Origin of the sequence: Flaviflexus sp. (assembly GCF_041440645.1) — a bacterium.
Classification (GTDB): Bacteria; Actinomycetota; Actinomycetes; order Actinomycetales; family Actinomycetaceae; genus Flaviflexus.
Window position 1 is genome coordinate 2,337 of sequence record NZ_JASDVN010000047.1, and the last position, 23,418, is coordinate 25,754.

General features: G+C 61.4%; 26 protein-coding genes and 1 pseudogene. 16 read left to right on the top strand and 11 right to left on the bottom strand.

What is annotated here, in order from left to right; translation table 11 throughout:
- Positions 1 to 316: pseudogene (locus tag QMB98_RS06480) on the bottom strand (FGGY family carbohydrate kinase); the annotation flags it as partial.
- A gap of 382 nt (positions 317 to 698) precedes the next feature.
- Here QMB98_RS06480 and QMB98_RS06485 point away from each other — a divergent pair.
- Positions 699 to 1,706 (top strand): sugar-binding transcriptional regulator, encoded by a 1,008-nt coding sequence (locus tag QMB98_RS06485; RefSeq protein ID WP_371684869.1) that lies wholly within the window; start codon positions 699 to 701, stop codon positions 1,704 to 1,706.
- 171 nt (positions 1,707 to 1,877) lie between these two features.
- Complete coding sequence (locus QMB98_RS06490) at positions 1,878 to 2,393, top strand: amino-acid N-acetyltransferase (protein WP_371684870.1); 516 nt, start codon at positions 1,878 to 1,880, stop codon at positions 2,391 to 2,393.
- Between the two features lie 244 nt (positions 2,394 to 2,637).
- Here the strand turns inward: QMB98_RS06490 and QMB98_RS06495 are convergent, their stop codons facing one another.
- Positions 2,638 to 3,027 (bottom strand): hypothetical protein, encoded by a 390-nt coding sequence (locus QMB98_RS06495; RefSeq protein ID WP_371684871.1) that lies wholly within the window; start codon positions 3,025 to 3,027, stop codon positions 2,638 to 2,640.
- Positions 3,024 to 3,887, bottom strand: a complete 864-nt coding sequence (locus QMB98_RS06500) for an A/G-specific adenine glycosylase (protein ID WP_371684872.1) — start codon at positions 3,885 to 3,887, stop codon at positions 3,024 to 3,026. Before QMB98_RS06500 ends, QMB98_RS06495 begins: the two co-directional genes overlap by 4 nt.
- A gap of 68 nt (positions 3,888 to 3,955) precedes the next feature.
- On the opposite strand from QMB98_RS06500, the gene QMB98_RS06505 reads away from it, so the two are divergent.
- Positions 3,956 to 5,146 (top strand): hypothetical protein, encoded by a 1,191-nt coding sequence (locus tag QMB98_RS06505; protein WP_371684873.1) that lies wholly within the window; start codon positions 3,956 to 3,958, stop codon positions 5,144 to 5,146.
- Positions 5,147 to 5,385: 239 nt separating this feature from the next.
- On the opposite strand, the gene radA is transcribed toward QMB98_RS06505, so the two are convergent.
- From radA to QMB98_RS06520, 3 genes are all read right to left on the bottom strand, one after another.
- On the bottom strand, positions 5,386 to 6,741 hold the full coding sequence (gene radA / locus QMB98_RS06510) for a DNA repair protein RadA (protein ID WP_371684874.1): 1,356 nt from the start codon (positions 6,739 to 6,741) through the stop codon (positions 5,386 to 5,388).
- 119 nt (positions 6,742 to 6,860) lie between these two features.
- Complete coding sequence (locus QMB98_RS06515) at positions 6,861 to 7,529, bottom strand: TrkA family potassium uptake protein (protein WP_371684875.1); 669 nt, start codon at positions 7,527 to 7,529, stop codon at positions 6,861 to 6,863.
- Positions 7,530 to 7,557: 28 nt separating this feature from the next.
- The gene (locus QMB98_RS06520) at positions 7,558 to 8,937 is read right to left on the bottom strand and encodes a TrkH family potassium uptake protein (protein WP_371684876.1); all 1,380 of its coding nucleotides are present in this window, start codon (positions 8,935 to 8,937) and stop codon (positions 7,558 to 7,560) included.
- 187 nt (positions 8,938 to 9,124) lie between these two features.
- On the opposite strand from QMB98_RS06520, the gene QMB98_RS06525 reads away from it, so the two are divergent.
- The 10 genes from QMB98_RS06525 to QMB98_RS06570 all read left to right on the top strand — a co-directional run bounded on the left by QMB98_RS06525 (position 9,125) and on the right by QMB98_RS06570 (position 15,707).
- Positions 9,125 to 9,334, top strand: a complete 210-nt coding sequence (locus QMB98_RS06525; protein ID WP_371684877.1) for a helix-turn-helix domain-containing protein — start codon at positions 9,125 to 9,127, stop codon at positions 9,332 to 9,334.
- Between the two features lie 74 nt (positions 9,335 to 9,408).
- Positions 9,409 to 9,507, top strand: a complete 99-nt coding sequence (locus QMB98_RS06530) for a 30S ribosomal protein bS22 (RefSeq protein ID WP_019174583.1) — start codon at positions 9,409 to 9,411, stop codon at positions 9,505 to 9,507.
- Positions 9,508 to 9,554: 47 nt separating this feature from the next.
- Positions 9,555 to 9,821 (top strand): glutaredoxin family protein, encoded by a 267-nt coding sequence (locus tag QMB98_RS06535; RefSeq protein WP_371684878.1) that lies wholly within the window; start codon positions 9,555 to 9,557, stop codon positions 9,819 to 9,821.
- A gap of 36 nt (positions 9,822 to 9,857) precedes the next feature.
- Positions 9,858 to 10,325 (top strand): MarR family winged helix-turn-helix transcriptional regulator, encoded by a 468-nt coding sequence (locus QMB98_RS06540; RefSeq protein ID WP_371684879.1) that lies wholly within the window; start codon positions 9,858 to 9,860, stop codon positions 10,323 to 10,325.
- A 39-nt stretch (positions 10,326 to 10,364) separates the two neighbouring features.
- Positions 10,365 to 11,039 carry a histidine phosphatase family protein gene (locus QMB98_RS06545; RefSeq protein WP_371684880.1) on the top strand — a complete coding sequence of 225 codons (675 nt, stop codon included), beginning with the start codon at positions 10,365 to 10,367 and terminating at the stop codon, positions 11,037 to 11,039.
- Positions 11,036 to 11,572 carry a TlpA family protein disulfide reductase gene (locus QMB98_RS06550; protein WP_371684881.1) on the top strand — a complete coding sequence of 179 codons (537 nt, stop codon included), beginning with the start codon at positions 11,036 to 11,038 and terminating at the stop codon, positions 11,570 to 11,572. The genes QMB98_RS06545 and QMB98_RS06550 overlap by 4 nt, the downstream gene beginning before the upstream one ends.
- A gap of 11 nt (positions 11,573 to 11,583) precedes the next feature.
- Complete coding sequence (locus QMB98_RS06555; protein ID WP_371684882.1) at positions 11,584 to 12,330, top strand: cytochrome c biogenesis CcdA family protein; 747 nt, start codon at positions 11,584 to 11,586, stop codon at positions 12,328 to 12,330.
- The gene (locus QMB98_RS06560) at positions 12,330 to 13,856 is read left to right on the top strand and encodes a cytochrome c biogenesis protein ResB (RefSeq protein ID WP_371684883.1); all 1,527 of its coding nucleotides are present in this window, start codon (positions 12,330 to 12,332) and stop codon (positions 13,854 to 13,856) included. The genes QMB98_RS06555 and QMB98_RS06560 overlap by 1 nt, the downstream gene beginning before the upstream one ends.
- Positions 13,853 to 14,797, top strand: coding sequence for a c-type cytochrome biogenesis protein CcsB (ccsB, locus tag QMB98_RS06565; RefSeq protein WP_371684884.1), 945 nt, complete (start codon positions 13,853 to 13,855; stop codon positions 14,795 to 14,797). The genes QMB98_RS06560 and ccsB overlap by 4 nt, the downstream gene beginning before the upstream one ends.
- Positions 14,784 to 15,707 carry a hypothetical protein gene (locus QMB98_RS06570; protein WP_371684885.1) on the top strand — a complete coding sequence of 308 codons (924 nt, stop codon included), beginning with the start codon at positions 14,784 to 14,786 and terminating at the stop codon, positions 15,705 to 15,707. The genes ccsB and QMB98_RS06570 overlap by 14 nt, the downstream gene beginning before the upstream one ends.
- Here the strand turns inward: QMB98_RS06570 and QMB98_RS06575 are convergent.
- Positions 15,655 to 16,776, bottom strand: a complete 1,122-nt coding sequence (locus QMB98_RS06575; protein ID WP_371684886.1) for a hypothetical protein — start codon at positions 16,774 to 16,776, stop codon at positions 15,655 to 15,657. The two genes, QMB98_RS06570 and QMB98_RS06575, sit on opposite strands and share 53 nt — an antisense overlap.
- Positions 16,751 to 17,128, bottom strand: a complete 378-nt coding sequence (locus QMB98_RS06580) for a PLDc N-terminal domain-containing protein (protein WP_371684887.1) — start codon at positions 17,126 to 17,128, stop codon at positions 16,751 to 16,753. Before QMB98_RS06580 ends, QMB98_RS06575 begins: the two co-directional genes overlap by 26 nt.
- A gap of 50 nt (positions 17,129 to 17,178) precedes the next feature.
- Here QMB98_RS06580 and QMB98_RS06585 point away from each other — a divergent pair, with 50 nt between their 5' ends.
- The gene (locus tag QMB98_RS06585; protein WP_371684888.1) at positions 17,179 to 17,508 is read left to right on the top strand and encodes a hypothetical protein; all 330 of its coding nucleotides are present in this window, start codon (positions 17,179 to 17,181) and stop codon (positions 17,506 to 17,508) included.
- A gap of 198 nt (positions 17,509 to 17,706) precedes the next feature.
- Here QMB98_RS06585 and QMB98_RS06590 read toward each other — a convergent pair whose 3' ends face one another.
- Genes QMB98_RS06590 through QMB98_RS06600 form a run of 3 tightly spaced genes read right to left on the bottom strand, consistent with a single transcriptional unit; the run spans position 17,707 to position 20,629 of the window.
- On the bottom strand, positions 17,707 to 18,555 hold the full coding sequence (locus QMB98_RS06590; RefSeq protein ID WP_371684924.1) for a 1,4-dihydroxy-2-naphthoate polyprenyltransferase: 849 nt from the start codon (positions 18,553 to 18,555) through the stop codon (positions 17,707 to 17,709).
- Between the two features lie 20 nt (positions 18,556 to 18,575).
- The gene (locus tag QMB98_RS06595) at positions 18,576 to 19,652 is read right to left on the bottom strand and encodes an AMP-binding protein (RefSeq protein ID WP_371684889.1); all 1,077 of its coding nucleotides are present in this window, start codon (positions 19,650 to 19,652) and stop codon (positions 18,576 to 18,578) included.
- Entirely contained in the window at positions 19,649 to 20,629 is a 981-nt protein-coding gene (locus tag QMB98_RS06600) for a 1,4-dihydroxy-2-naphthoyl-CoA synthase (RefSeq protein WP_371684890.1), read from the bottom strand. Before QMB98_RS06600 ends, QMB98_RS06595 begins: the two co-directional genes overlap by 4 nt.
- 33 nt (positions 20,630 to 20,662) lie before the next feature.
- On the opposite strand from QMB98_RS06600, the gene QMB98_RS06605 reads away from it, so the two are divergent.
- Both QMB98_RS06605 and menD read left to right on the top strand, forming a co-directional pair.
- On the top strand, positions 20,663 to 21,652 hold the full coding sequence (locus tag QMB98_RS06605) for an o-succinylbenzoate synthase (protein ID WP_371684891.1): 990 nt from the start codon (positions 20,663 to 20,665) through the stop codon (positions 21,650 to 21,652).
- Positions 21,649 to 23,373 (top strand): 2-succinyl-5-enolpyruvyl-6-hydroxy-3-cyclohexene-1-carboxylic-acid synthase, encoded by a 1,725-nt coding sequence (gene menD / locus QMB98_RS06610; protein ID WP_371684892.1) that lies wholly within the window; start codon positions 21,649 to 21,651, stop codon positions 23,371 to 23,373. The genes QMB98_RS06605 and menD overlap by 4 nt, the downstream gene beginning before the upstream one ends.
- Positions 23,374 to 23,418 lie beyond the last annotated feature (45 nt).

Genomic DNA, 23,418 nt, shown 5'->3' on the forward strand with positions numbered 1-23,418 from the left:
CGTTGCTCAGGGCCGCTCAAGATTGCCCGCACGCAGTGTTCTTGTCCCACACAACAGCAGTCTCCCGCTGGTTGGTGATGCCAACGGATGCGATCTCGTGGCGGTTGATGTCTGCCTTGGAGAGCGCAATACCGATAACTTCACGGATGTTGTCGCGGATCTCGATCGGGTCGTGCTCAACCCAGCCCGGCCTCGGGAAAATCTGCTCGTGCTCAAGCTGGCCAACGGAAACGATTTCACCTGCGTGATTAAAGATAATCGCGCGGGAAGAGGTTGTTCCCTGGTCAATTGCCATTACGTACTTCTTCTCGGTCATCTTTGACGAGTTCCTTTCATGGTGGTGAAGGCCGACACTACGTGCCGTTGTAATCACGGCGAGCCGTAATCACGTGTGTGGGTAGTAAGTGGTGATCGTTGGCACCAGTGGAAACCGGAGCGCGACGTTGCGGCCAGCACCCAGGGTGGGTGTGATCACATCATACTGCAAAAAGTGTGCCAGCCATGCACTAGATCGCATATGCTATGAACGTACGTGCATGCAGTTTCCAGGTTGTCGCAACGTCGTGTTTGGGTGCGGTTTGTTGCGGAAAGCTGGTAGTGGGCAAGGGCTCGTCGAAGAGCTCTCCCAGCAGGCAGTATGCTAATGCGGACGGAACAGAAATGATCTCGTTCGGAACATTGTCAGAGGAGAGTCAGGTTTGTCCGAGGATCGTCGGAGAATTGCCTATGAGGCGGCCGTGCTGCACTACGTGCAGGGAGAAACAATGGAGACGGTGGCCCGCCGACTAGGAGTGTCGCGCTCGACCGTGTCGAGACTTATTTCCCTGGCGCGCGATGAGGGGCTGGTCCGCATCAGCCTGCACCCGCCCACGGAGAACTCCGACTCGCTCTCGGCCCGGATCTCCGAGATCTTCGGAATCACCGCTCACGTTGTTCCCGTGTCACCCACGTCCACCGATGTGAGGCGCCTCGATGCCGTGGCGACCGTGGCCGGTGCGATCATCTCCGATCTGGTCAAGCCGGGCCACACCATTGGTGTCGCCTGGGGCACCACGATCTCCGCAGTGACCGACCACCTGTCCCCGCGCCCAGCTCCGGGTTCGATCGTCGTTCAGCTCAACGGTGCGGCAAACTCCTCCACCACCGGCATCCCCTACGCCGGCCAGATCATCGATTCCTTCGGCAAGGCGTTCGGTTCAACTGTTCGGCACTTCCCGGTTCCCGCGTTCTTCGATTTCGCGGAAACCCGTGAGGCCATGTGGCGCGAACGTTCCCTCTCTGCTGTCCGTGAACTGCAGCAGACTACCGACATCGCAGTCTTCGGTGTTGGTTCCTTCAACTCGCCCCTCGCCTCCCATGTGTACGTGGGCGGCTACCTCTCACCCCAGGACATCTCGGTCCTTCGTGCTGAGGGAGTGGTTGGCGATGTCTGTACGGTTCTCCTGCGCCCCGACGGCTCGTACGAGGATATTGAGATCAACAAGCGCGCGACCGGCCCGACCCCCGGTGAGCTGAGGAAGATCCCGCGCAGGATCTGCGTTGTCGCGGGTGCCTCGAAGGTTCTTCCCCTGCACGGCGCTCTCCTTGCCGGTGCGGTGACCGACCTGATCATCGACGAGGGCGCTGCCTGGAAGCTCCTCGACCTCGCGGCCGGCCACCGCCAGCGCGGTGACCGCAACGGCCGCGGCGCCTCCGGGAAGCACTAAACCCACATCGCACCATTGCTCCGTCCCGAGTCAAACGACTCGGGACTTTCCTTTCCTGCAGCTGAGTCCGTGGGGCGGTGGTTTTGGTTCTTGTAAATAGCTGAGCGGTCCCATTTTTGGGTCAGGTGTCCCATTGCGTTCCTCTTCAGGAACGCGGACTAGACTAGAGCGATGATCAACATCATCCCTGCGCTTCCCAGTCATGTTCGCGAGATTGCGAAGCTCATTGAACCCCTCGCACACGAGCGGGTGCTTATCTCGAAGGACCTCATCGACTACTTCGAGGATGTTCAAGAGTTCATGGTGGCTCTCGATGGTGACCGCGTCATTGGTTGCGGTGCACTGCATGTTCTGTGGGAGGACATTGCCGAGATCCGCACCCTTGCCGTCAATCCCGATTACCAGAAGAAGGGTGTCGGCAGGGATCTCTACCTTGCTCTTGAGGCGAGGGCCTACGAACTGGAACTTCGCAGGCTGTTCTGCCTGACCTTCGAGACGAGCTTCTTTGGTGGTCTCGGGTTTGTGGAGATTCAGGGAACTCCAGTTGGTGAGAACGTGTACGCGGAGATGCTTCGCTCCCACGACGATGGCATGGCAGAGTTCCTCGACCTGGCGCGGGTCAAGCCCAACACCCTCGGCAACACCCGCATGCTCAAGGAGCTTCATCGCCCCATCAGTGAGCTCTGAAAGTCAAAAACTGCCAGTCCGACGTCCAAAGCCCCAATCTGAAGGTCGAGAACTGTCAATCTGTGGTACGGGGCCCGCCAGTAGGCGGAATGAAACTGTCCGTCAGCTGGCGCATTGCCCAAACAGAAGTTGCGGGGGAGATATTGAAAGAACCCGCCAGTAGTCGCAACCTGCGAGTCTGCTGGTGGGTTCTCCTTGTTTGAATCACTACTTGATTCTTTGCCTAAGTTCGGTATGTGATTCGTTAGGTGGACTTGCCGAGCTGGTCCGAAACGAACCAGGCAGCAATGGGGCCCTGGACTGCAACGAGGCCGAGGATCAGGGCCGTGACCGGGTCGAGAGTGATTGCGGCGATCACGAGAACAACGGCGATGATGGCGGCCGTGGCATACGAGATGGTCTTCCACATGTTGGAGGCGAAGTCGCCAAGCTCGGGATCCTGGGCGCGAGTAATGATGATGACTCCGCCGAGGGTGAGACCGAGTGTGGCCACCGACGGTATCGCGGCAGACCAGTTGCGACTGCCTGCCGGGGTGAACTCGTAAAGAACCAATCCGATGACTGAGAGGATCAGGCCAAAGACAACGAGGCCAGTCGACCAGAGAATGATGCGTTGGTTCGGGTTACGGTTCATGACTTAAGGCTACCGGGAAGAGCCACCCGATCACCCATTCGCTCCACCAGACCATCTGCCACGAGACCGCTCAGGGCCTCCTCGGCGCGGGACGGATCGACGGCAATGAGGTCGGCAACGTGAACGGACGTGTTGGTGGAGCGGAGCGCGCCCATGATGAGGCCACGGGCCTGACGCATCGTTCCCTCCCACGCCTGCGTCTTCCTCCGATGTGCATGAGCGTCTGCCGGATAACCACGCTCCCGCCATCCGCACCCGTCCACGACCGGGCATTCGCCACACCGAGGCGAACGGGCGGTGCACACGAGAGCACCTAACTCCATGACCGCAGCATTCCACACGACAGACTCGGCCTCGTCTTCCGGGAGCATGTCGAGTGCGCGCAGGCGTTCCGGCTTGGTGAGAGTGGGGGAGGGTAGGGCCTCTCCGTGGAGGCGGCCAATGACTCTGCGAATGTTGGTGTCGAGAACTAGGGCACGCTTATGGAAGCCAAAGGCCATGACGGCCGCGGCCGTGTAGCTTCCGATTCCGGGTAGGGCGAGAAGTTCCTCCTCGGAATCCGGCACCTCACCCTCGTGTCTCTCAACGATTGCCAGGGCGCACTCGCGGAGCCGCAGAGCCCTGCGCGGATAACCGAGGGACTTCCACGCCCGAAGCACGTCCTCGGGTGTGGCTTCGGCCAGATCAGCTGGGGTGGGCCACGTGCGTGTCCACTCGAGCCAGGCGGGGAGCACCCGGGGAATGGGGGTCTGCTGGCTCATGACCTCGCACAGGAGGATGTGCCAGGGAGGGGTTCCCTCCTCACGCCACGGCAGGTCCCTGCCGTTTTGGTCAAACCACCACGCCATTTCGTTAAACATCGACCCTAGTGTGTCACAGGGGCGCGCTAATCCAGCACTTTGTCGCTGATGGGCCGTAAATTGGTTGGGTGAAGGATTCTGAGGACCAGCCGCGCAAGGGCTCAACCGGTGAAACACCTCGTCGGGGTGGCCAAGGCACCGGCAAGAGCTCCCAGGGGCGTCGTAGGCAGAGCGGTCCCATTCCCGGGACCCTGCCAAAGGAAGGCGGGAAAGCGAAGCCTGCCCGCAAGACCTCCGCTAGCAAGAGTGCCGCTGGCGGAGCGATACCAGCAACTCTCTCGGGTGCAGGGACAAGCAAAGCAACTTCGGCGGCAACCCCGCACGCAACCAAGCCTCGCACCGAGTCCACTTCGCAGGGCAAGAAAGCACCTGCTCGTTCCACGGGTGGTCAGCAGTCCGGCAAGTCGCGAAGCGCGAGTACGCGCCCCAGTGGCTCACGTTCCCCCAGTTCCACCAGAGCCACCAGGCCAGCCCCGAGCAAGAAATCGGCCAAGGCCACGAAAGAGAAGGCTTCTCTCGCCTCACGTGTGCCTTTCCTATCGCGTAAGGCAGATGCCACGGAGCGCACTCCGGAGCAGGCAAAGCGCAGGCGTCTCATCGTCACGGCCATTGTCATCGCACTTATCGCCATCCTCGTTGTTGGCGCAGGTATCTACCTTTATGCGCAGCTGAATAAGCGCAGCGAGCAGATCGTGGCCGAGACTCAGCAGGATAACTTCGAGGTCGTGCCCTGCGAGCCAGGAATGCTGGACATGACGGTGAGCCGCACGGGTAGCGTGGCGGGTTCCCCTGTCTCGTTCGGGATCACCATGACCAACAACGGTGAACAGCCCTGCTCGCTGGATGCTGGTTCGGAGCATCTCGTTCTTGAGGTCACCTCCGGCAACGACGAAATCTGGGCATCCAACCACTGCGCCACGGGTGGCTCCACCATGTACGTGTTCGGCCCCGGAGTATCAGCGACAGTTGACGTGCACTGGTCGGGAGCCAGATCGAACGCGAACTGCGACAGCGGACTGCCCTCACCCAACCCGGGAACGTACGTCGTGACGGGCTACATCGACGGCGTCGAATTCCCAGAGCTGAGAGAATCGTTTGTTCTGACCGACTCGAACGGTATTGCTCCCGCCGAGGAAACGACCACTGATGAAGAGGCCACCTCGGAGGAAGAATCCGACCAGCCCACATCCGACGAGCCCACAGAGGAAGCGACCACGATCGAGCCGCCACCGGAGGACCACGAATACGTTCCGGACTGATCCAAAGATTCTGCCCCGCCACTGGCGGGGCAGAGGCATTTCTTGCGTAATGGCCGCCTGTCTGTCGGGTTGGCTGATCGTGAGCCCAGCGTGGTTGAACAGCGCGTGCTTGCTTTCAGCGTTCTTGAGCACGCTGGGTTCATAAGTTCTTTTGAGCACGCTGGGTTGGTAGGCAGATGAGTGCTTAAGCAGGGAACGAACCAGTCAGCTGGTGTTGGCTTGCTTGAGGAAGGACTTTCCTAGACCTCGGGTAGGACCTGCCTGACGGCTGCCGCAACGTCGGGGACCTGGGCCACTGCCATGCCGTTCGGGATCTTGACCTCGGCACCGGCCGGGATCAGGGCCTTGGTGAAGCCGAGTCGGACCGCCTCTCCGAGACGCTGCTCGAGACCGACGACGGGCCTAACCTCGCCCGTGAGTGCGACCTCGCCGAGTGCAATGACTCCGGGTGCGAGCGGCAGGTCGGCTACGGCGGACGCAAGGGAGAGAGCCGCGGCAAGATCGGTTGATGGTTCGGTCGCGCGGGCGCCACCGATGGTGGACACGAAGATGTCCTTACGATCCAAGTCCACGCCAAGACGGGACTGGAGGACAGCAACGGTCATGGCGACACGGGAGGAATCGACACCCGAGGTGGTGCGGCGCGGGGGACCGGCCGGTGCCACGGCAAGGGACTGAATCTCCACCGGCATGGGGCGCCTGCCCTCAAGGGTGATGGTGACGCAGGTGCCGGGAACTGTGCGGGCACGGTCGGATAGGAAGAGCCCCGAGGGGTCGGGAAGCTCCTTGATGCCATCATCGACGAGCTCGAAGCAGCCCACCTCATCGGTGGGGCCGTACCGGTTCTTGACGGCTCGGACCATGCGCAGGCGGGAGTGCCGGTCGCCATCGAACTGGCACACGACATCGACGAGATGCTCGAGAACTCGTGGTCCCGCAATCGAGCCGTCCTTGGTCACGTGACCAACAAGAAGCACGGGCAGGTTCTTGGTCTTGGCGAGGTGAACGAGACCGGCAGTAACGGCACGAACCTGGGAGACGCCACCTGCGGCACCATCGACGCTCGTATCCATGATTGTTTGAACGGAGTCGACGACAAGCATGGAGGGGCGGGCAGCCTCCACGTGGCCGATGATGGTGGACAGGTCAGCCTCCGCGGCCAGGTGCAGCCCGGGTGACATCGCGCCGATGCGTTCTGCGCGGAGCCTGACCTGGGAGGCCGATTCCTCCCCCGAGATGTAGAGAACGGGTTGGGTATTGATGCGAGAAATCTGGGCGGCAACATCGAGAAGCAGGGTTGACTTACCGACACCGGGTTCACCGGCCAAGAGAATGACAGCACCGGGGACCAGCCCGCCACCGAGAACACGGTCGAGCTCACCAACACCGGTCGTGGCACGTTCGCTCGTGGTTCCTTCCACTTCCGTGATCGGAACGGCAGGGGATGTGGGGGCGAGAGACTTAGCCGAGGTCGTGGGGATGGGACGGTTCTCCACCATGGTGCCCCAGTCGTTGCACTGAGCACACCTACCTACCCACTTGCTGGTCTCCCATCCGCATTCAGAGCACACGAACGAGGAACGTACTTTTGCCATGAAGAGAGGTTATCCAATCGTGGTGACGAAACTGCGACGGCTGAATGGCCGTGAGTGGGGAGAGGGGCTGTGATCTGAAGGCTTTACTACCACGGGCAGCGCAGTAGATGGGTTTCGGGCTACTGTCGCGCCGCGAACTCGTCGAGAAGCTCAACGTTTCCTGACACGATGATGAGGTCGTCCTCTCCGATGCGGGTCTCGGCGGTCGCGTACTCGAAGGGCTCCTGGGGAGACTTCACGCCAAGGATGTTGACCCCGTAGCGCTCGCGGACCTTCGACTCGCCAATGCTGAAGCCGCGCAGTTCCAGAGGGGGACGCATCTTCACGATCGTGAAGTTGTCCTCCATCTCGATGTAGTCGATCATCCGACCGGCTACCATGTGGGCAACGCGTCTGCCGGCGTCGTACTCGGGGAACACGCGCCGGTGGGCGCCGATCTTCTCGAGGATGCGACCGTGGTCGCGGGAGGTGGCCTTCGCCCAGATCTCCGGGATCCCCATCTCGACAAGGTTCGCTGCCGTGAGCACGGAGGCCTCGAGGCTGGAACCGATGCCGACCACGGCAACGTTGAAGTCGCGCGCACCAAGCTGCTCGAGGGCGTCCTTGGATGTGGCGTCAGCCTCGATCACGGCAAAGCGGTGCGACCACTGATTGGCGAGCTGAGGGTCCTTCTCAACCGCAAGGACCTCTCGGCCCTGATCGGCAAGCGTGAGCGCCACGGCGGAGCCGAAACGGCCCAGGCCGATCACGAGAACAGCGCCGAGCCGACCCTGAGATTTACGTGCCATGTTGTACCTCCGTCCCCAATCATAGGGGCTAGCCGATGATTGGGCTTTCCTCCGTGAACCGGATTTGGCGCTGACGTTCCCTCATGGCCAAAGCGGCCGCCAGGGTCATGGTTCCGACGCGGCCGGTGAACATGAGGGCAATGAGAACAAGCTTGGCCGCGGTGGGCAGGCCGGGGGTGATGCCGAGGGAGAGACCGCTGGTTGCGAACGCAGAGATCGCCTCGAACAGAACGGTCTCCAGGGGCAGGTCGGTGATGTACATGAGGGCGAGCGCTCCGATGCCGACGAGAGTTGCCCCGAGGAAGGCGGAGGAGACCGCCAGCCTCAGTGTCGAGTTTGGGATGCGCTTACCGAACGCCACCATGTCGCGATCGCCTCGTGCCTCTGCCACGATGGCGAGAACGAGCACAGCGAAGGTCGCGACCTTGATGCCACCGGCGGTCGATGCGGAGCCGCCACCGACGAACATGAGGGCATCGAAGATAAACAGGGTAGAGCTGCTGACTCCCACGAGGTCGATGGTGGACAGGCCGGAGGAACGAATCGTCGTGCCCTGCACGATCCCGGCCAGGATCTTGTCGTCGCCCTGGAGGCTTCCGAGGCTGTTCGGATTGCCCCATTCGAAGAGAAAGATGGCGGCAATGCCACCCACCCACAGAATCAAATAGGTGCTGATCGTGAGCTTCGAGTGAAGTGTGAGGAAGCGGGGCTTTCTCCAGTTGTGGTAGACGTCCCGGATCACGGGGAAGCCGATAGCACCGGCCATCGTGCCGAAGATGATCGGGATGCAGAATAGCCAGTCGCCGACCAGGTGCTCGATGCCGCCGTTGACGATGACGAAGCCACCGTTGTTGAAGATGGAGACCGCCATAAACATCGAATGCCACACCGCCTCCAGGAGCGGCTCTCCCATGTTCAGGAACGAGGGGAGCATCATGAGCGTCAGCAGGACCTCGATCGAAAGGGAGGCCACGAGGACGGCGGTGAGGAGCGAACCAACCTCGCCGAGGCGGGACTTTGTTTCCGAGGCTGCGAGGAGGCGCTGGGTGAGGCCGATCCGGTGAGAGACAGCTCGACCGAGGATCGAGGCGAGGGTCATGACACCGAGGCCACCGATCATCATCGAGATCATGATGACCACGTGCCCAAACCCGGTCCACGCCGTCGCGGTTTCCTCAACCGTGAGTCCAGTGACCGAGACTGCCGATGTTGCCGTGAAGAAGGCGTTGATGATGGAGGCGCCACCGGGACCCGAGTAGGCAAAAGGCAGGGACAAAAGGAGAGTTGCTACTGCAATAATTCCCGCGAACACAAAGATTGCGAGCCTTGCTGGACGCTCCTGTGCGAGCTGATCGACATAGGAGCGTAGGCCCTGAGCACGGGATTTATCGTGGCCTGAGGTTGGCACTGGCACCTCCTTCACCAAAGTTGAGCTATACGAAGGCTACTCCCTCGCTGAGAAAACTTTGGAATGATTCGCATAACACAGGGAAATTAGTCGGCAAAGTTGCCAGTTGTCGCCTATGATGTCACAAGAGCATAACTCCCAGTCGCCGCACACCTCTACGCGACTCCACACACGAGATCGGAAACGTATGTCGCAAGGACCTTCCTCAGCGCCGCAATTCATGACGGTCGCTGAAGTTGCGGAGCTCGCACGCGTATCAAGAATGACGGTGTACCGCATGGTTCATTCCGGCGAACTGCCCGCAGTGCGGGTTGGTAACTCATATCGGGTTCCGACCGATGCTGTTGATGAATTGTTCTCAAAAACTGCCTACGAGGCTGACGAACGTCACGCCTAGGCGCAAGAAGCGGTAAGATCTCCGGGTGACCATTGGCGAAGGAGTATTCGCCGTCCCGACATTGGAGGTAACCATTGGGTTCCGTAGTTAAGAAGCGTCGTAAGCGCATGTCCAAGAAGAAGCACCGTAAGCTGCTTCGTAAGACGCGCCACCAGCGTCGCAACAAGAAGTAAGCATCGTGGGTCCGGAATGTCCGGACCCACAGCTTTTAGGAACCGCAATGTACACGCTGATTGTTAGGCAAGGATGCCACCTCTGCGAGCAGGCCGAGATCTCGCTCGCGCAATTGGAATCAGAAACGGGACTGGCGTGGCAGACCGTCGACATCGATTCGGATCCCGCGCTCGCAAAGTACACGAACGACCTGCCCGTCCTCCTCGAGGGCGGCAAGGTTAAGGCGATCCTCACGTCATCAAAGGCGGCCCTAGCGAAAGCGACACGCCCAACTCTCCTGGGCAGAATCAAAAGTAGTTTACATTTGAACTAATTTTGGTAGGATTGCTCCTTGTAGAAGGAGTGGTACATGTCGGAGGACAATATCTGGCTGGCGGCCGATGAGCAGGCGGCCTGGCGAAACTATTTGCGTGGATCGGCGCGACTCAATGCTCAAATCGGACACGACATGTTCGAGAACAACGGTCTGACCCTCAACAAGTACGAGGTTCTCGTCAGGCTTTCCGAGTCGCCGGACTGGACCTTGCGCATGTCCGACCTTGCCGACGATCTCGTTCACTCCCGTAGCCGCCTCACCCGCACCGTGGCCTCCCTGGAGGAGGACGGATTCGTGGTACGTGAGACGTGCGCGATCGATGGTCGTGGGCGCAACTGTCGCATGACCAGTGCCGGTTACGACCTGCTGTCCAGCCTCGCACCCGATCACGTCAAGTCCGTGCGCAAGCATCTGCTAGAGAAGATAGGTCACGACGATCTCCTTGTTCTCGGCAGAATCATGTCCACTCTTCTCGAGGATCCGGCCACTCCGGAGAGCTGACGGTACCTTTTTCCCAGACTGATGTGGCACTGTTGACCTATGGAACTGACGACCATTCACCTTGTTCGCCACGGCGAAGTCGACAACCCTACCGGAATTCTTTACGGTCGCCGTCCAGGATTTCACCTCACTGAGCTCGGCAGGGCCATGGGTGAAGAAGTGGGTAAGGCATTCTCGACGGGGCACGATGTTCGCTACGTAGCGGCCTCCCCGCTTGAACGCGCTCAGGAAACGGCAGCACCCACGGCCGAGGCAACCGGACTGCCGATCGAGGTCGACGAAAGACTGATCGAGGCGGGAAACAACTTTGAGGGAGTGGCGGTCAACAAGAACCGTCTCGTCCTTGCGCACCCCCGCTACTGGTCCTGGTACACGAACCCGTTTGAGCCCTCCTGGGGCGAGCCCTACACGAACGTTGTGCGACGCATGAGCGGAGCTGTCGCCACCGCCCTGGTTGAGGCCCGCGGCGGTGAGGCTGTCCTGTTCAGTCACCAGCTGCCAATCTGGACGATGAGAAGATTCGTGGAACGCAAGTGGCTCGCGCACGATCCGCGCAAGCGTCAGTGCTCCCTTGCCTCCGTCACGTCCCTGACCTTTGCCGACTCCCAGCTCCTCGCGCTGGACTACTGGGAGCCCGCGGCAGGGCTATTGAACAAGGCATCCGACATGGTTCCCGGCACCTCAGCTGCGGCAGAAGCGAGAGGCAACAATTGAGGAAAGCTTCCCTCCTGCTCCTCGTACCCCTCCTCGCCGCCTGCTCATCAACGCTTGATGCTGGTCAGCAGTACGACGGTGGAGACGCGAACTACGTCATGTGGGACGAGTCGGAACGCCAAGACCCCGTATCCGCCAGCGGCACCACCTTCGAGGGAGACGACATCAACCTCGAGGATCTGCGTGGTGACGTCGTCATCATCAACACGTGGTACGCGGCGTGCCCGCCGTGCCGTGCGGAAGCGGCCGACCTCAACGCGATCGCGGAGGACTACGCGGGTGACGTGACCGTCATCGGCGTCAACGTGCGCGACAACGCCGCCACCGCCCAGGCGTTCGAGCGATCGTTCGCGACCCCGTACGAATCGATTGACGGAACCGACGGAAGCTTCATTGCCGATCTCGAAGGAACGGTGCCGCTTCAGGCGGTGCCCACGACTCTCATTCTTGACGCCGAGGGCAGGCCGGCAGCGCGCTACATCGGCCAGATCAATCCGGAGATCGTGCGAGGCATGATTGACGACACCCTATGATGTCGATGTCCGTGGCTGACTCCTTTGTTCAGGCGGTCACCGCTGGTCCCATGATCATTGCCCTGGGGGCCGCGATGGTGGCGGGACTCGTCTCGTTCGCTTCCCCCTGCGTGCTTCCCCTCCTACCCGGATACATGGGGTACTTCTCGTCGATCGCACCCGAATCGACGGACGGGAAGAAGGGACTGCGCATGGCGGGTCTCGTCTCCCTGTTCGTTGCCGGATTCTCCGCGGTCTTCGTGCTGCTGGGGGTCGTGTTCTCGGCGGCCGGTGCCAGGTTCACCCAGTACCAGGACGCCGTCATGGTCATTGCGGGAATCATCATCATCGTCATGGGCATCGCCTTCATTGGCGGTTTCCCGTTCCTGCAGCGCACGACCAGGCTCAACCTGCAACGCAGGGCAGGCCCACTTGGGGCAGTGCTGCTTGGTGCCGTATTTGGCCTGGGCTGGACCCCCTGCATCGGCCCCACCCTTGCGGCGGTCCTGTCGATGTCGTTCTCCACGGGTAGCGTCGAGCGAGGCACGATCCTCACGGTCTTCTACTGCCTGGGGCTCGGGCTGCCCTTTATCTTTGCCGCACTCATGGTTGATCGGTCCCCGAAGATCCTGACCTGGCTGCGCAAGAACATGCGCAACGTTCAGATCTTCGGTGGCGTCATCCTCATTGCGATTGGCGTACTCATGGTGACGGGCTGGTGGACCGACCTCATCAACTGGATCGCGAACCTGTCCGGCCAGACAGAGCTGGTGGTGTGATGGAAACCGTTCGTAGCAAGCAGGACACGGAAATGACCGCCCCCAAGGGATTTGGGTGGCGGGGGTGGCTCCGGTGGGGGTGGCGCCAGCTCACCTCGATGCGCAACGCCATCATCATGCTGCTCCTGCTGGTGATCGCTCTGATCCCCGCCTCGATCCTGCCCCAGAAGCGCCAGGATCCTCTCCTTGCCCAGCAGTGGATCGATGACAGTGGGGTGTGGGGCAAGATCCTCGACGCACTCGGGTTCTTCAATCTCCTGACCGCGCCCTGGTTCGCCGCCATCTACATCCTGCTCTTCATTTCTCTCGTCGGTTGCATCGTGCCTCGCAGCATCCAGCTCGTGAAGGACCTGAAGGCTGGCCCCGGCAAGGTGCCGCACCGCCTCACCCGCTACGACTCCTACCAGTCCGTGGAAACGGACCTGGGCGAGGAAGAAGCATTGGAGATGGTGAGGGGGAACCTGCGCGGGTTCCGCACCGTGATCCGGGGCAACACGCTGTCCGCTCAGAAGGGCTACCTTAGGGAGGCAGGGAACCTCCTGTTCCACATGTCCCTCCTGGGGCTCCTCATCGTCTTTGGTCTCTCGCAGGCCGTGTCGTACCGCGGTCAGGCCATCATCGTGGAGGGCGGCACGTTCGCGAACTCGGTGCTCTCCTACGACACGTTTAACCGCGGCATCCTCGTATCGGAGGACTCGCTGCCGCCCTATCGGGTGACGCTGGACGAGATGGTTCCAGAGTTTTACGAGGACGGTGCACCCTCGGCCTTCCGTGCCACGGTCACCGTGTCGGAGAACGGCGAGGAACGCTCCGAGGTGGTCCGCCCGAACGAACCCATCGTTGTGGGTGGCGCCAACATGTACCTCTCGGGCAACGGCTACGCCCCCCACATCAGGATCACGGACGCCGATGGCAACATCGCTCTCGATGAGTATGTGGTCCTTCCCGACATCACCCAGGACTACATCTCCACGGGTGTCATCAAGGTTCCCGACGTGACCTCCGGCCCGCAGCTGGGCTTCCAGGCAACCCTGTTCCCGACGGCGCAGGAGATGGACGGGGTGATCATCTCGGTTAACCCGGATGCTCTTAACCCTGTCCTTGTCACGACCACGTGGACGGGTGATTTGGGATTGGATGAGGGCATCCCCCAGAACGTGTACTTCCTTGATACGGAGAACATGGAGCTCGTGACCGAACCCGTTGGTAAGACCGAGGTTGGTGTGCTCACGACGCTCGGTGTTGGGCAGAGCGCTGAGATCCCCGGCGGGCACGGAACGATCGAGTTCGTCGATCTCGCCCGGTTCGCCGCATTCGACATGCGGTATGATCCCACTCTTGGATGGATGCTGTTCTTCGCGGTGCTGGGGCTGTCCAGCCTCGCCGGTTCCCTCCTTATCCCGACCCGCCGCGTGTGGGTACGCTACGAGGAGGGCACGTTGCACGCCGCGGCGATCGGTAAGCGCAGCGACGAAGGACTCGATGCAGTCGTGTCCACTACTCTTGGGCTCAAGGAGAACTCATGAACTTGGAAGAAGTCAGCCTCACGCTGGTGTACGGGGCCATGGCCGCGTACACGATCGCAATGATCGCGTTCAGCATCGATCTCACGACCGCTGACCGCAAGCAAGAGGTGCGTAGGGCCGCCAACATCGGCATGTCCGTCACGGTTCTCGGCTTCTTCCTGCACCTGGCCGGTACGATCCTGCGCGGTATTGCAGGCTCGCGCGTTCCGTGGGCAAACATGTACGAGTTCACCCTGACCTTCACGTGCGTTGCCGTCGGCACCTACCTCGTGCTTGCTCGCAAGCACGACCTGAGGGTGCTCGGAACGTTCGTCAACGGTCTCGCGCTTCTCTCCCTCGGCATCGCCGTCGCCGTGCTGTACGTGCGGGTTCAGGGCACGCCCCCGATCCTGGACCACTACTGGCTCGTCATCCACGTCTCCACCGCGACCCTCGCCATGGGCCTATTCGCGTTCGCCGCCCTCATGTCCGCCCTTCAACTCGTCCAGCTCCGCAAGGAAGAAAAGGCGAAGGAGATGGCCAATGCCAAGGCCAAGGACAGCGTTGTTGCCAATGTTGGCGCCGGTGGCTCCGAACCAGTCACGAGTGGCGAGACTCAGGAGAAGGCGTCGCGTTGGCGTTCCCTGCCGTCGGCTAAGGAACTCGAGTCGGGTGCCATGTGGGTGACGGTTGTTGGCTTCCTCCTGTGGACCTTCACCCTGATCGCTGGCGCGATCTGGGCTGAGCACGCCTGGGGCCGCCCCTGGAACTGGGATCCGAAGGAGACCATGTCTCTCGTCGTGTGGGGCTTCTACGCCGCCTACCTTCACGCACGCACCACCCGCGGGTGGGAGGGCAAGCGAGCAGCCTGGTTGAACATCATCGGCATTCTCGCCCTCATGGTTAACTACTACGTCATCAACTTCTTTGTCGACTCCCTGCACTCCTATGCGGGGGTCTAAGGCAGTCGCACTTCTTGCCGCACTAGCTCTGGCCGGGTGCGGTGGCGCGGACGATCTGAGAGCGCGCTGGCTGGTCCTGCCGTCCCCACCGCACACGCTGACCAACACGGGCCCGGGTAGTCCCGAGGTTACCGAGATCGACCTGCTCAACACCAGCTTCGCGCTGAGCGACATCGAGTTCATGGAACCGTTTGATCGTGGCGTGTTTCCGGAACGCACGTTCGCGGCTGGCCTCACACCCGATGGTGGGTACCAGCTTGATTTCGAAAACGGCAGCGCTGCTCTCGAGCTTGGGAGCGAGGCAGTGCGAGACGGGACCGCCACGTTGGAGATCTCGTTCGGTCCTGAGGACATCTACTACTCGGACATGAACGTCGACGGATTCCAGGATGCCATGATCGTGTTCGACCAAACCGTCACCTACAGGGATTCGAGCCTTGAGGATTCCTCTGGTATGGGACTGCTACTGATCTCCTACGACGGGGGAGTGGGCAGCACCTACTATTTCAATCCCGGTCCCGTCACCTCGATTTCCGCCATCGACGGCGGCTTCTCCATGACCGCACGTAAGGATGGGCTTTCGGACACGATCGAGGTTGGCATGCCGGAGGGAGTGCCCGTCCGCATCGACTCCGAGGGCGGATCTGTTCAGTGCGTTGACGACATCGACGAGATCAGACTTGCTCAAGAGCAGGAGCCGTTTGAACGGGACTCCATCCACCCTTACCCCGGCGTGGGGGAGGTCGCGGGATACGAAGAGTTTGCACTCTTTGAGGTGCCGATCGATCCGCTCGAGACGAACACTCTCATCTCATCGGGATACGCGCAGGTTATCTTCCTGGCCGATGGAGGGGATATTAACCGATGGACGGATTACCGCTGCGGTTGGGTTGCGCTGGACGACCTGTAGCCATCAGCCTCGCCAACCGATCAATGAGCAGACCAACAGCTCCCATGATCACGATGTTGATCGGGGAGAGCAGGAGCATGGCAGAGAGCCGTGACGTGTCGGAAGCGACCTTCACGTAACCGGAGAACCAGGTTCCCGCCACGAGCGTGACGGCCGTGAGCACGACAAATGCGCAGGGCAGATCCCACTTACTTGATTGCAGGCATTCCTTGCGCCACGCGAGCGTGGCAAAGACGATGGAGATGGCTCCGAGTGGCAGAGCGATCGCCGTCCAGGGACCGGTCTGGAGGGCCGCGAGAAGGCCCGTGCCGGAGGTATCGGGACCACCCAGGGGACCCAGGTCAACGCTCCACGTGAGGATGCCGGCGTGGATGGCGGACCAGACTCCGCTTGCGAGGTTACCCAGCAGCAACCATGACGAGGGTCCCCAATCGTAGGACACAGTGAGGACGATGCAGGTGACGAGAGCAATTGGTAGGCCGGTTGCGAGCGCGTACCGCATCGCAAACAGCCAGGCGGGCCGCTGATGGTGGGCCGAGTAACGGCCCATCGCGGAAAAAACGGTTCCGATCAGGAGCGCACCCGCCGCCAACAAGAACACGTTCGAGGTGAGGTCAGCCCTTGACGTTTCGGGGTTGAGGAGGCTCGCAACGAACCATGCGATGCCGCAGGTAAGTAGAAGAACGATGCCGGAGGAGGCGCCAGCAACCAGCCGGTCCGCGTTGTTGATGCAGGGATTCTTCTGCTCGGATGCCTTGTGGCACTTGAAGAGAATGATGGCTGCGAGGGCGGTGAAGATGAAGGGGATGGCGACAAAGGTGAAGCCCACTGTACCGACTGCCAGATCGACCTCACCTGCCGTGAGCCCACCGAAGGCTGCCAGGGACACGAGTAATGCACCCAGGGTGAAGGGGATGGGCTGTCCCGTGGCCTCGCTGATTGCTGGGATGGTGCCCGCTATGCCGGTGGCGAGGGCGGCCGCGATGAGAACGGCAAAGTACGCCGCCACGGGGGCGCCGACAATGGTTGATACCTCGAGGGGACTACTGCGAGGACGAGTCGCTGTCATCCTCGTGGTCCCTCAGCTTCTTGTCGTACTGGGCGCGGCGCAGTTCCTCTTCGAGCTCTCGGAGGAAGTCCGGATCATCATCCGGAGCCATCGGGCCGGGGCGGGGTCCCTTATCTCGGGCGAGCGGACCGAGGTAGTCGGGGCCGGTGCCCTTGGGGCTGTTACGCGAGTTGTTGACGTAGTTGGCCACCAGGAAAATAATGGAGCCGACGATGGGCGGGACGATGGTGAAGATCACCCAGACCCATTTATTGATTCCCGCCGGGGTGTTCTTGGGATTCATGCGAACCGCGACAACGAACGCGTAGACCACAATGGCTACGAGCACAATTACGAGAATCAATCTAGGCACCCCCTCACTATAGGCGATGAGCCTGGTCAGGGTCACGGTAGGCTTATCCAGTGAGCATCCTGAAATACACCCTGATCCGCGTCCTCCTCGTGGTGGCATTTGGCGTGGTCCTCTATTTCCTCGGCATGAGGTCTTACCTGCTGGCATTCACCGCGATCATCTGCGGCGCCATGGCGGGATTCCTGTTCTTCCCCAGGCAAGGCCAGGAGGCGGCCGGAACCGTCGAAAAGCTCGTGACTCACAAGAACTCCAAGCCCAAGGATCCCAAGGAAGTCTCAGATGAGGACATCGAGGACTCCCTCGTTGACGACGAGCTCGAGCACTCGGACGTAACCGATCTGAACTCGGACCTCGACCAGGGCAACTCGCAGACGTCATAAACAGACCCCGTTTCCTCCCAGGACGCATCCGAAGATTCTTCAGAGAACGACGAGATCGATAAGTACGGGATCAGAAACGCGGGATCAATAAGCAACCCCAGCGGTATGACCGCTGGGGTTGATCTTTATTGTTCTTGTGTCTCTGTCTGGAGAGGGCGCCCTGAGGGTTCGAGCCTGCCTAGCTGTTGGTGGTGATATCTAGATGGCGAGGCCGATGAGCAGGGTGATGCCGTATCCGAGCTCGATCAGGCCCGTGTCACGCAGAACGATGATGAGTTCGCGACCCTGTGCTCCGCCGAGGACTCGGCGTGCCTGCAGAGCAATGACGGGCAGGAGGATGAGGGACAGCAGGCCCCAGGGTGCGTCCAGAGCGATGATGATGGCCAGGATCATCGGGATGACGAGCATCGCGACGAACGTGAGGCGGGCGATCCTGTCTCCCATGCGGACGGCGAGGGTCTTCTTCCCGACCTGAGAGTCCGTGGGGATGTCACGGATGTTGTTGATCATGAGGAGAGCGCACGCGATGAGGCCGACGCCGATGGCTCCGAGCCAGGACGATGCGGGAAGCTGTCCCGCCTGGGTCCAGGTGGTGCCGAGGGTGGCGAACAGTCCGAAGAAGATGAAGACAAAGAGCTCGCCCAGGCCCATGTAGCCGTAGGGGTACTTGCCGCCCGTGTAGAACCAGGCCGCAACAATGGCGACAGCGCCGGCCGCCAGCAGCCACCAGGTGCCGGAGACTGCGATGAGGATGAGGCCGAGGAGTGCACCCACGGCGAAGCTCAAGAAGGCCGCGTACTTGACAGTCTTGGGGCTTGCCATGCCGCCACCGGTGAGTCTCGGAGGGCCGGTACGTACGTCATCGGTGCCGCGAATGCCATCGGAATAGTCGTTGGCGAAGTTGACGCCAATCTGGAAGGCAAGTGCCACACCACCCGCGAGGAGTGCTCGAATGAGGGAACCGGAGCCCACCTGAAGTGCTGCGCCCGTTCCGACGAGCACGGGCGCAATTGCGGCGGGGAGGGTGCGAACCCGCGCCCCCTCCATCCAGTCCTTAAACGAAGCCACTACAGTCCTTTCACGAGTCGCGAAACTTGGCGACGATCTATCTTACCGGAGTCCTTGAGCGGAAAAGATGTGAGCCCCAACCGACGCAAGGTGCGGATCTCCTTTGGTGCGTACTCCGCCCCGAGGCGGGCCTTGGCAGAGCTACGCAAGAGCTCCAGATCGAGATCGTGCTCTGCCACGAGAATGAGCCTCTCACCCCACTCGGGATCGGGAACGCTGGTGGCGATCGTGGTCTGCTTGAACAGTTCTGCGACCAGGTCCTCGAGTAGTGCCGGCATGATGGTCATGCCGCCCGTGGTGATGGCATCGTCGATCCTGCCCAGGACCGTGAGCTTGTCCGTGAACGTCCCAGCGTCGCTCGTTTCGAACCGTCCCGCGAAGTTCTCGCCACCCACGTAACCAAGTGCGACGACGGGGGATTCGATGACGATCCGACCATTCTCGATGGACGCGTTGGTGTTGCCGATGGGGGTGCCGTTGTAGACGCAACCACCGCAAGTCTCGGTCATTCCGTACGTGGTGACCAGGTTGAGTCCCGCCTCCTGCCCAGCATCAAGCAGCGCCTGGGGAGTGGCCTGGCCACCGACGAGGATCGCCGCCACGGAACGCAGTTGGTCTGTCACGGCCTCGTTCTTGAGCGCGCGGGTGAGCTGGGTGGGAACGAGCGACAGATACACTCTCTCATCCGGCAAGACGGCACCTACGGAATAGGGGAGGGGATCCAGGCCGGCCGCGACTGATCTCAACACGGTCTGCAGTCCGGCCACGTGATGGACGGGCAGGGAGGTCAGCCAGCGACCCGGCCCGCCCAGAAACTCGTTCGTGGCATCGCCTGAGGCGAGGATCGACTCCCAGGGAAGCTCAACGAGCTTGCCCGTGCCCGTGGTGGAACCCGAGGTACGGAGCAGGAACGCAGTTCCGGGCCGCGGCGTCACATCCTCGACACGGGTGGCACCCGGCTCAACGAGAAAGATCGGTTCCGGCTCCTGCCCGTCAAGGTGGAGCAGGTAGGACTGCCGTGCCGCCTCCGCGAGGCGGTGAATGTTTGCCGGATCCGTTCCGCTGGGAACGATCATGCGTAGTACGGGAAGTCAGACCAGTCCGGGGCGCGCTTCTCAAGGAACGAGTCCCTGCCCTCAGCTGCCTCGTCGGTCATGTAAGCCAATCGGGTTGCCTCGCCAGCAAACACCTGCTGGCCGGCGATGCCATCGTCGGCCAGGTTGAAGGCAAACTTCAGCATGCGGATGGCCTGAGGCGACTTCGAGAGCACGATCTGTGCGTACTCCCAGGCCTTCTCCTCGAGCTCTGCGTGGGGCACGGCCTCGTTGACAACGCCCCACTGGGCGGCATCCTCAGCCGAGTACTCGCGAGCAAGGAGGAAGATCTCGCGGGCCCTCTTGTCGCCCACCTGGCGAGCGAGGAGAGCGGAACCGTAGCCAGCATCGAACGAACCCACGTTGGCATCGGTCTGCTTGAACTTGCCGTGCTCGATCGAGGCAATTGACAGGTCGCAGACAACGTTGAGGGAGTGGCCGCCACCGGCAGCCCAGCCCGACACGGCCGCAATGACGACCTTCGGCATCGTGCGAATGAGGCGCTGCACCTCAAGAATGTGGAGGCGGCCAGCCTTCTCGGGGTGGATCGTGTCGCGGGTAAGGGCGTGTTCCTCGGTGGTTTCGCCACCGTCGTACCGGTAGCCGTCGTTGCCGCGGATGCGTTGATCGCCACCCGAGCAGAACGCCCATCCACCATCCTTCTCCGACGGGCCGTTGCCCGTGAGGATCACAGCACCCACGTTGGAGGTGAGGCGAGCGTGATCAAGGGCGCGATACAGCTCATCAACGGTCTCGGGTCGGAATGCGTTGCGCACCTCTGGACGGTCGAAGGCTATGCGAACGATGGGGAGGTCCTTCTCGCTCACGATCTCATCACCGTCAAACTCGCGCTCCACTGCACGGTGGTAGGTGATGTCGGTGAACTCGAAGCCCTCAACGACTCGCCACCGGGTGGGATCAAAGGTTTGCGACACGGATGTGGGAAGAGAAAGCGTCATGGCGCTATTGTGCCACTTCGCTAGGCTTAAGCCATGACGGCATCTTCCTTCCCTCTCCCGTACCGCGTCTACTCGACTCCCATGACCACTCGTTTCCGCAGGATTGACGAACGAGACGGCGTGCTTATCGAAGGACCCGCAGGGTGGGCGGAGGTCTCTCCCTTCTGGGACTATGACATCCCGGAATCCTCAAACTGGTTGGCAGCCGCTCTCGAAGCCGCCTGCATCGGATATCCCGAACCGGTACGCGAGTCCATTCCCGTCAACGTCACGGTTCCCGCCATAACCCCCGAGAAGGCACAGGGCATCATCAACCGCAGGGGTGGATGCAATACAGCCAAGATCAAGGTCGCAGAAAAGGGGCAGTCCCTCTCCGACGATGTCGACCGCATCAGGGCAGTGCGTGAGATCTTTGACGGCAAGATCCGCATCGACGCCAACGGCGGCTGGGATGAGGAAACCGCAATCCACAACCTCCCCATCCTGGATCGTGCCGCGGGCGGGCTCGAATACGCTGAACAGCCCGTCCCAACGGTCGAAGGTCTCGCGCGCGTGCGAATGGCGATCAACGTTCCGATTGCGGCAGACGAATCGATCAGGCGAGCAGAAGACCCCTACGAAGTGGCACGCCAGGACGCTGCGGACCTCATCATTGCCAAGGTCCAGCCCCTCGGTGGCGTCAACGCTTACCTCAACCTTGCACGGGAGTTGAACATGCCGGTCGTGGTGTCCTCCGCACTCGAATCCTCCGTCGGCATCGCCGCGGGGGTTGCACTCGCGGCCAGCCTGCCCACCCTCGACCATGCGTGCGGCCTCGCCACCGTTCAGCTCTTTGAACGGGACGTGACGACCTCGAGCCTGCTCCCGACGGACGGGAGCCTGCCCGTTCGGCCCGTCACTGCCGACGATGTGGCTCCCGTGTCCGATGAGGTTGCGGCCCGCTGGGGTGAGAGACTAGACCGCATGTGGCAATTCCTTAGGGAAAATCGTGATCTGTCGGCACTGACCGGGGGAGTTCTGTGAGCTCACAGGCGGGAGCCGAAGCGGCACTATCGCGCCTGCTCGGACTCGGCATAACCCACTTCGTGCTCTGCCCGGGATCCCGTTCCGCACCTTTTGCGTACGCACTGCGGGAATTGGAGATGCGAGGCATCATCACTCTGCACGTGGAAACAGATGAGCGGGTCGCTGGTTTCGTGGCCCTCGGACTCGGTAAGGCATCCGGCATCCCAGCCCCTGTCATCACCACCTCGGGTTCGGCTGTTGCCAACCTGCACCCAGCCACGGTCGAGGCCTTCCATTCGGGTGTTCCGTTCATTGCTCTGACCGCGGACCGTCCTGAGTGGATGCGGGGGAGCGGAGCCAATCAGACAACCAATCAGGTCGGCATGCTTGGACCAAACCTTGTCAATCAGATCGATGTCTCGGCCGAAGACGTGGTCGAAGATCCGGAACTCATTGATCGAGCCCTGCAGGACGTGTGGCGCGGTCCCGTCCACCTGAACGCGTCCTTTGAAAACCCCCTCCACCCAACAGAGCCATCCTTCCCGGTCACGCCAGAGGTCGGTTCTTTCCCCGCACCAACCGGACCAGCTGATGATCTGGTTGCCGGTCTGATCGGGTTCAAGGATGTCAGTGTCCCGGTGCCCGAGGGTGACAGCGAGCCGGTGCTTGAGGCTGGCAGTGATCTGGTGTCCGAAGTCGAGAGCGGTTTGACGCCCAGCGCGCTGGATAACGCGAGAACGGTCATCGTCGCCGGCCCCGGAACTCCCTACTCCGAGGTTCTGAGGAGGACAGGGCACGGGCAGGTTCCCGTTCTTGCCGAACCCGCAAGTATCGAGCGGAACTATGCCGAGGCCATTCCCGCGGCTCGTATCGTTGCTGACTGCGTGAACGACGAGATCGAGCGTGTCGTCATCACGGGTCATCCCACCCTGTCCCGCCCCATCACATCCCTCGTGTGCCGCACCGACATCGACATCATCTCGGTCACGACCGAGCCGGTTCCGACCGATCCCGGTCGCATTGCTCGCACGGCACCGGTGATGCCTGACGTGCCGGACCAGACCGCGTGGTTGAAGCGGCTCTCTGCGGCCGGTCAGCGCGCCTACGAAGCCGGACGGAGTTACCTGGGCGATGAGCTGGACGCATTGCAGGTGGCGGCTCAGGTCGCTGATGCTGAAGGTAACTGGTTCGTTGGCGCCTCCAATGTCATCCGCGACATTGACTTGCTTGCCGGGAGTCCAAAGGCAACCTTCCATGCGAACAGGGGCCTTGCTGGCATCGATGGCACCATGTCGACCGCGCGGGGCATGGCCCACCACCTGGGCCCCATGAAGGTCGTGGTTGGCGACCTCACCTTCATCCACGATCTGGGTGGGCTCATTCTCACGAGAGGTCAGGACGAACCGGCACTCGACATCGTGATCATCGACGATTCCGGTGGCGGCATCTTCGCCACCCTCGAGCATGGTGATCCGCGCTTCTCCGACACCTTCGACCGGGTGTTCCGTACCGCGAAGAACCTCGATATACCAACTCTTGCAAGAGCATGTGGGTGGGAACCGGTTGTCGTGACATCGACCGGCGAGCTGAGGGAGATTCTGGCAGCAAAGCCGGCGGGCCGAGTGATTGTCGTGAACTGCGCCCAGGAAATTCACCATGTTCGCCAGCGCCGCCGTGAACTGACGTCGATCATGATCGAAGCCGCACGTCAGGAACTTGCCGGGCATACTCCGGCCTGAGTGTGCGTTGCAGGAAGAAGAGTAGGGTTCCAGCATCCGCTCAGA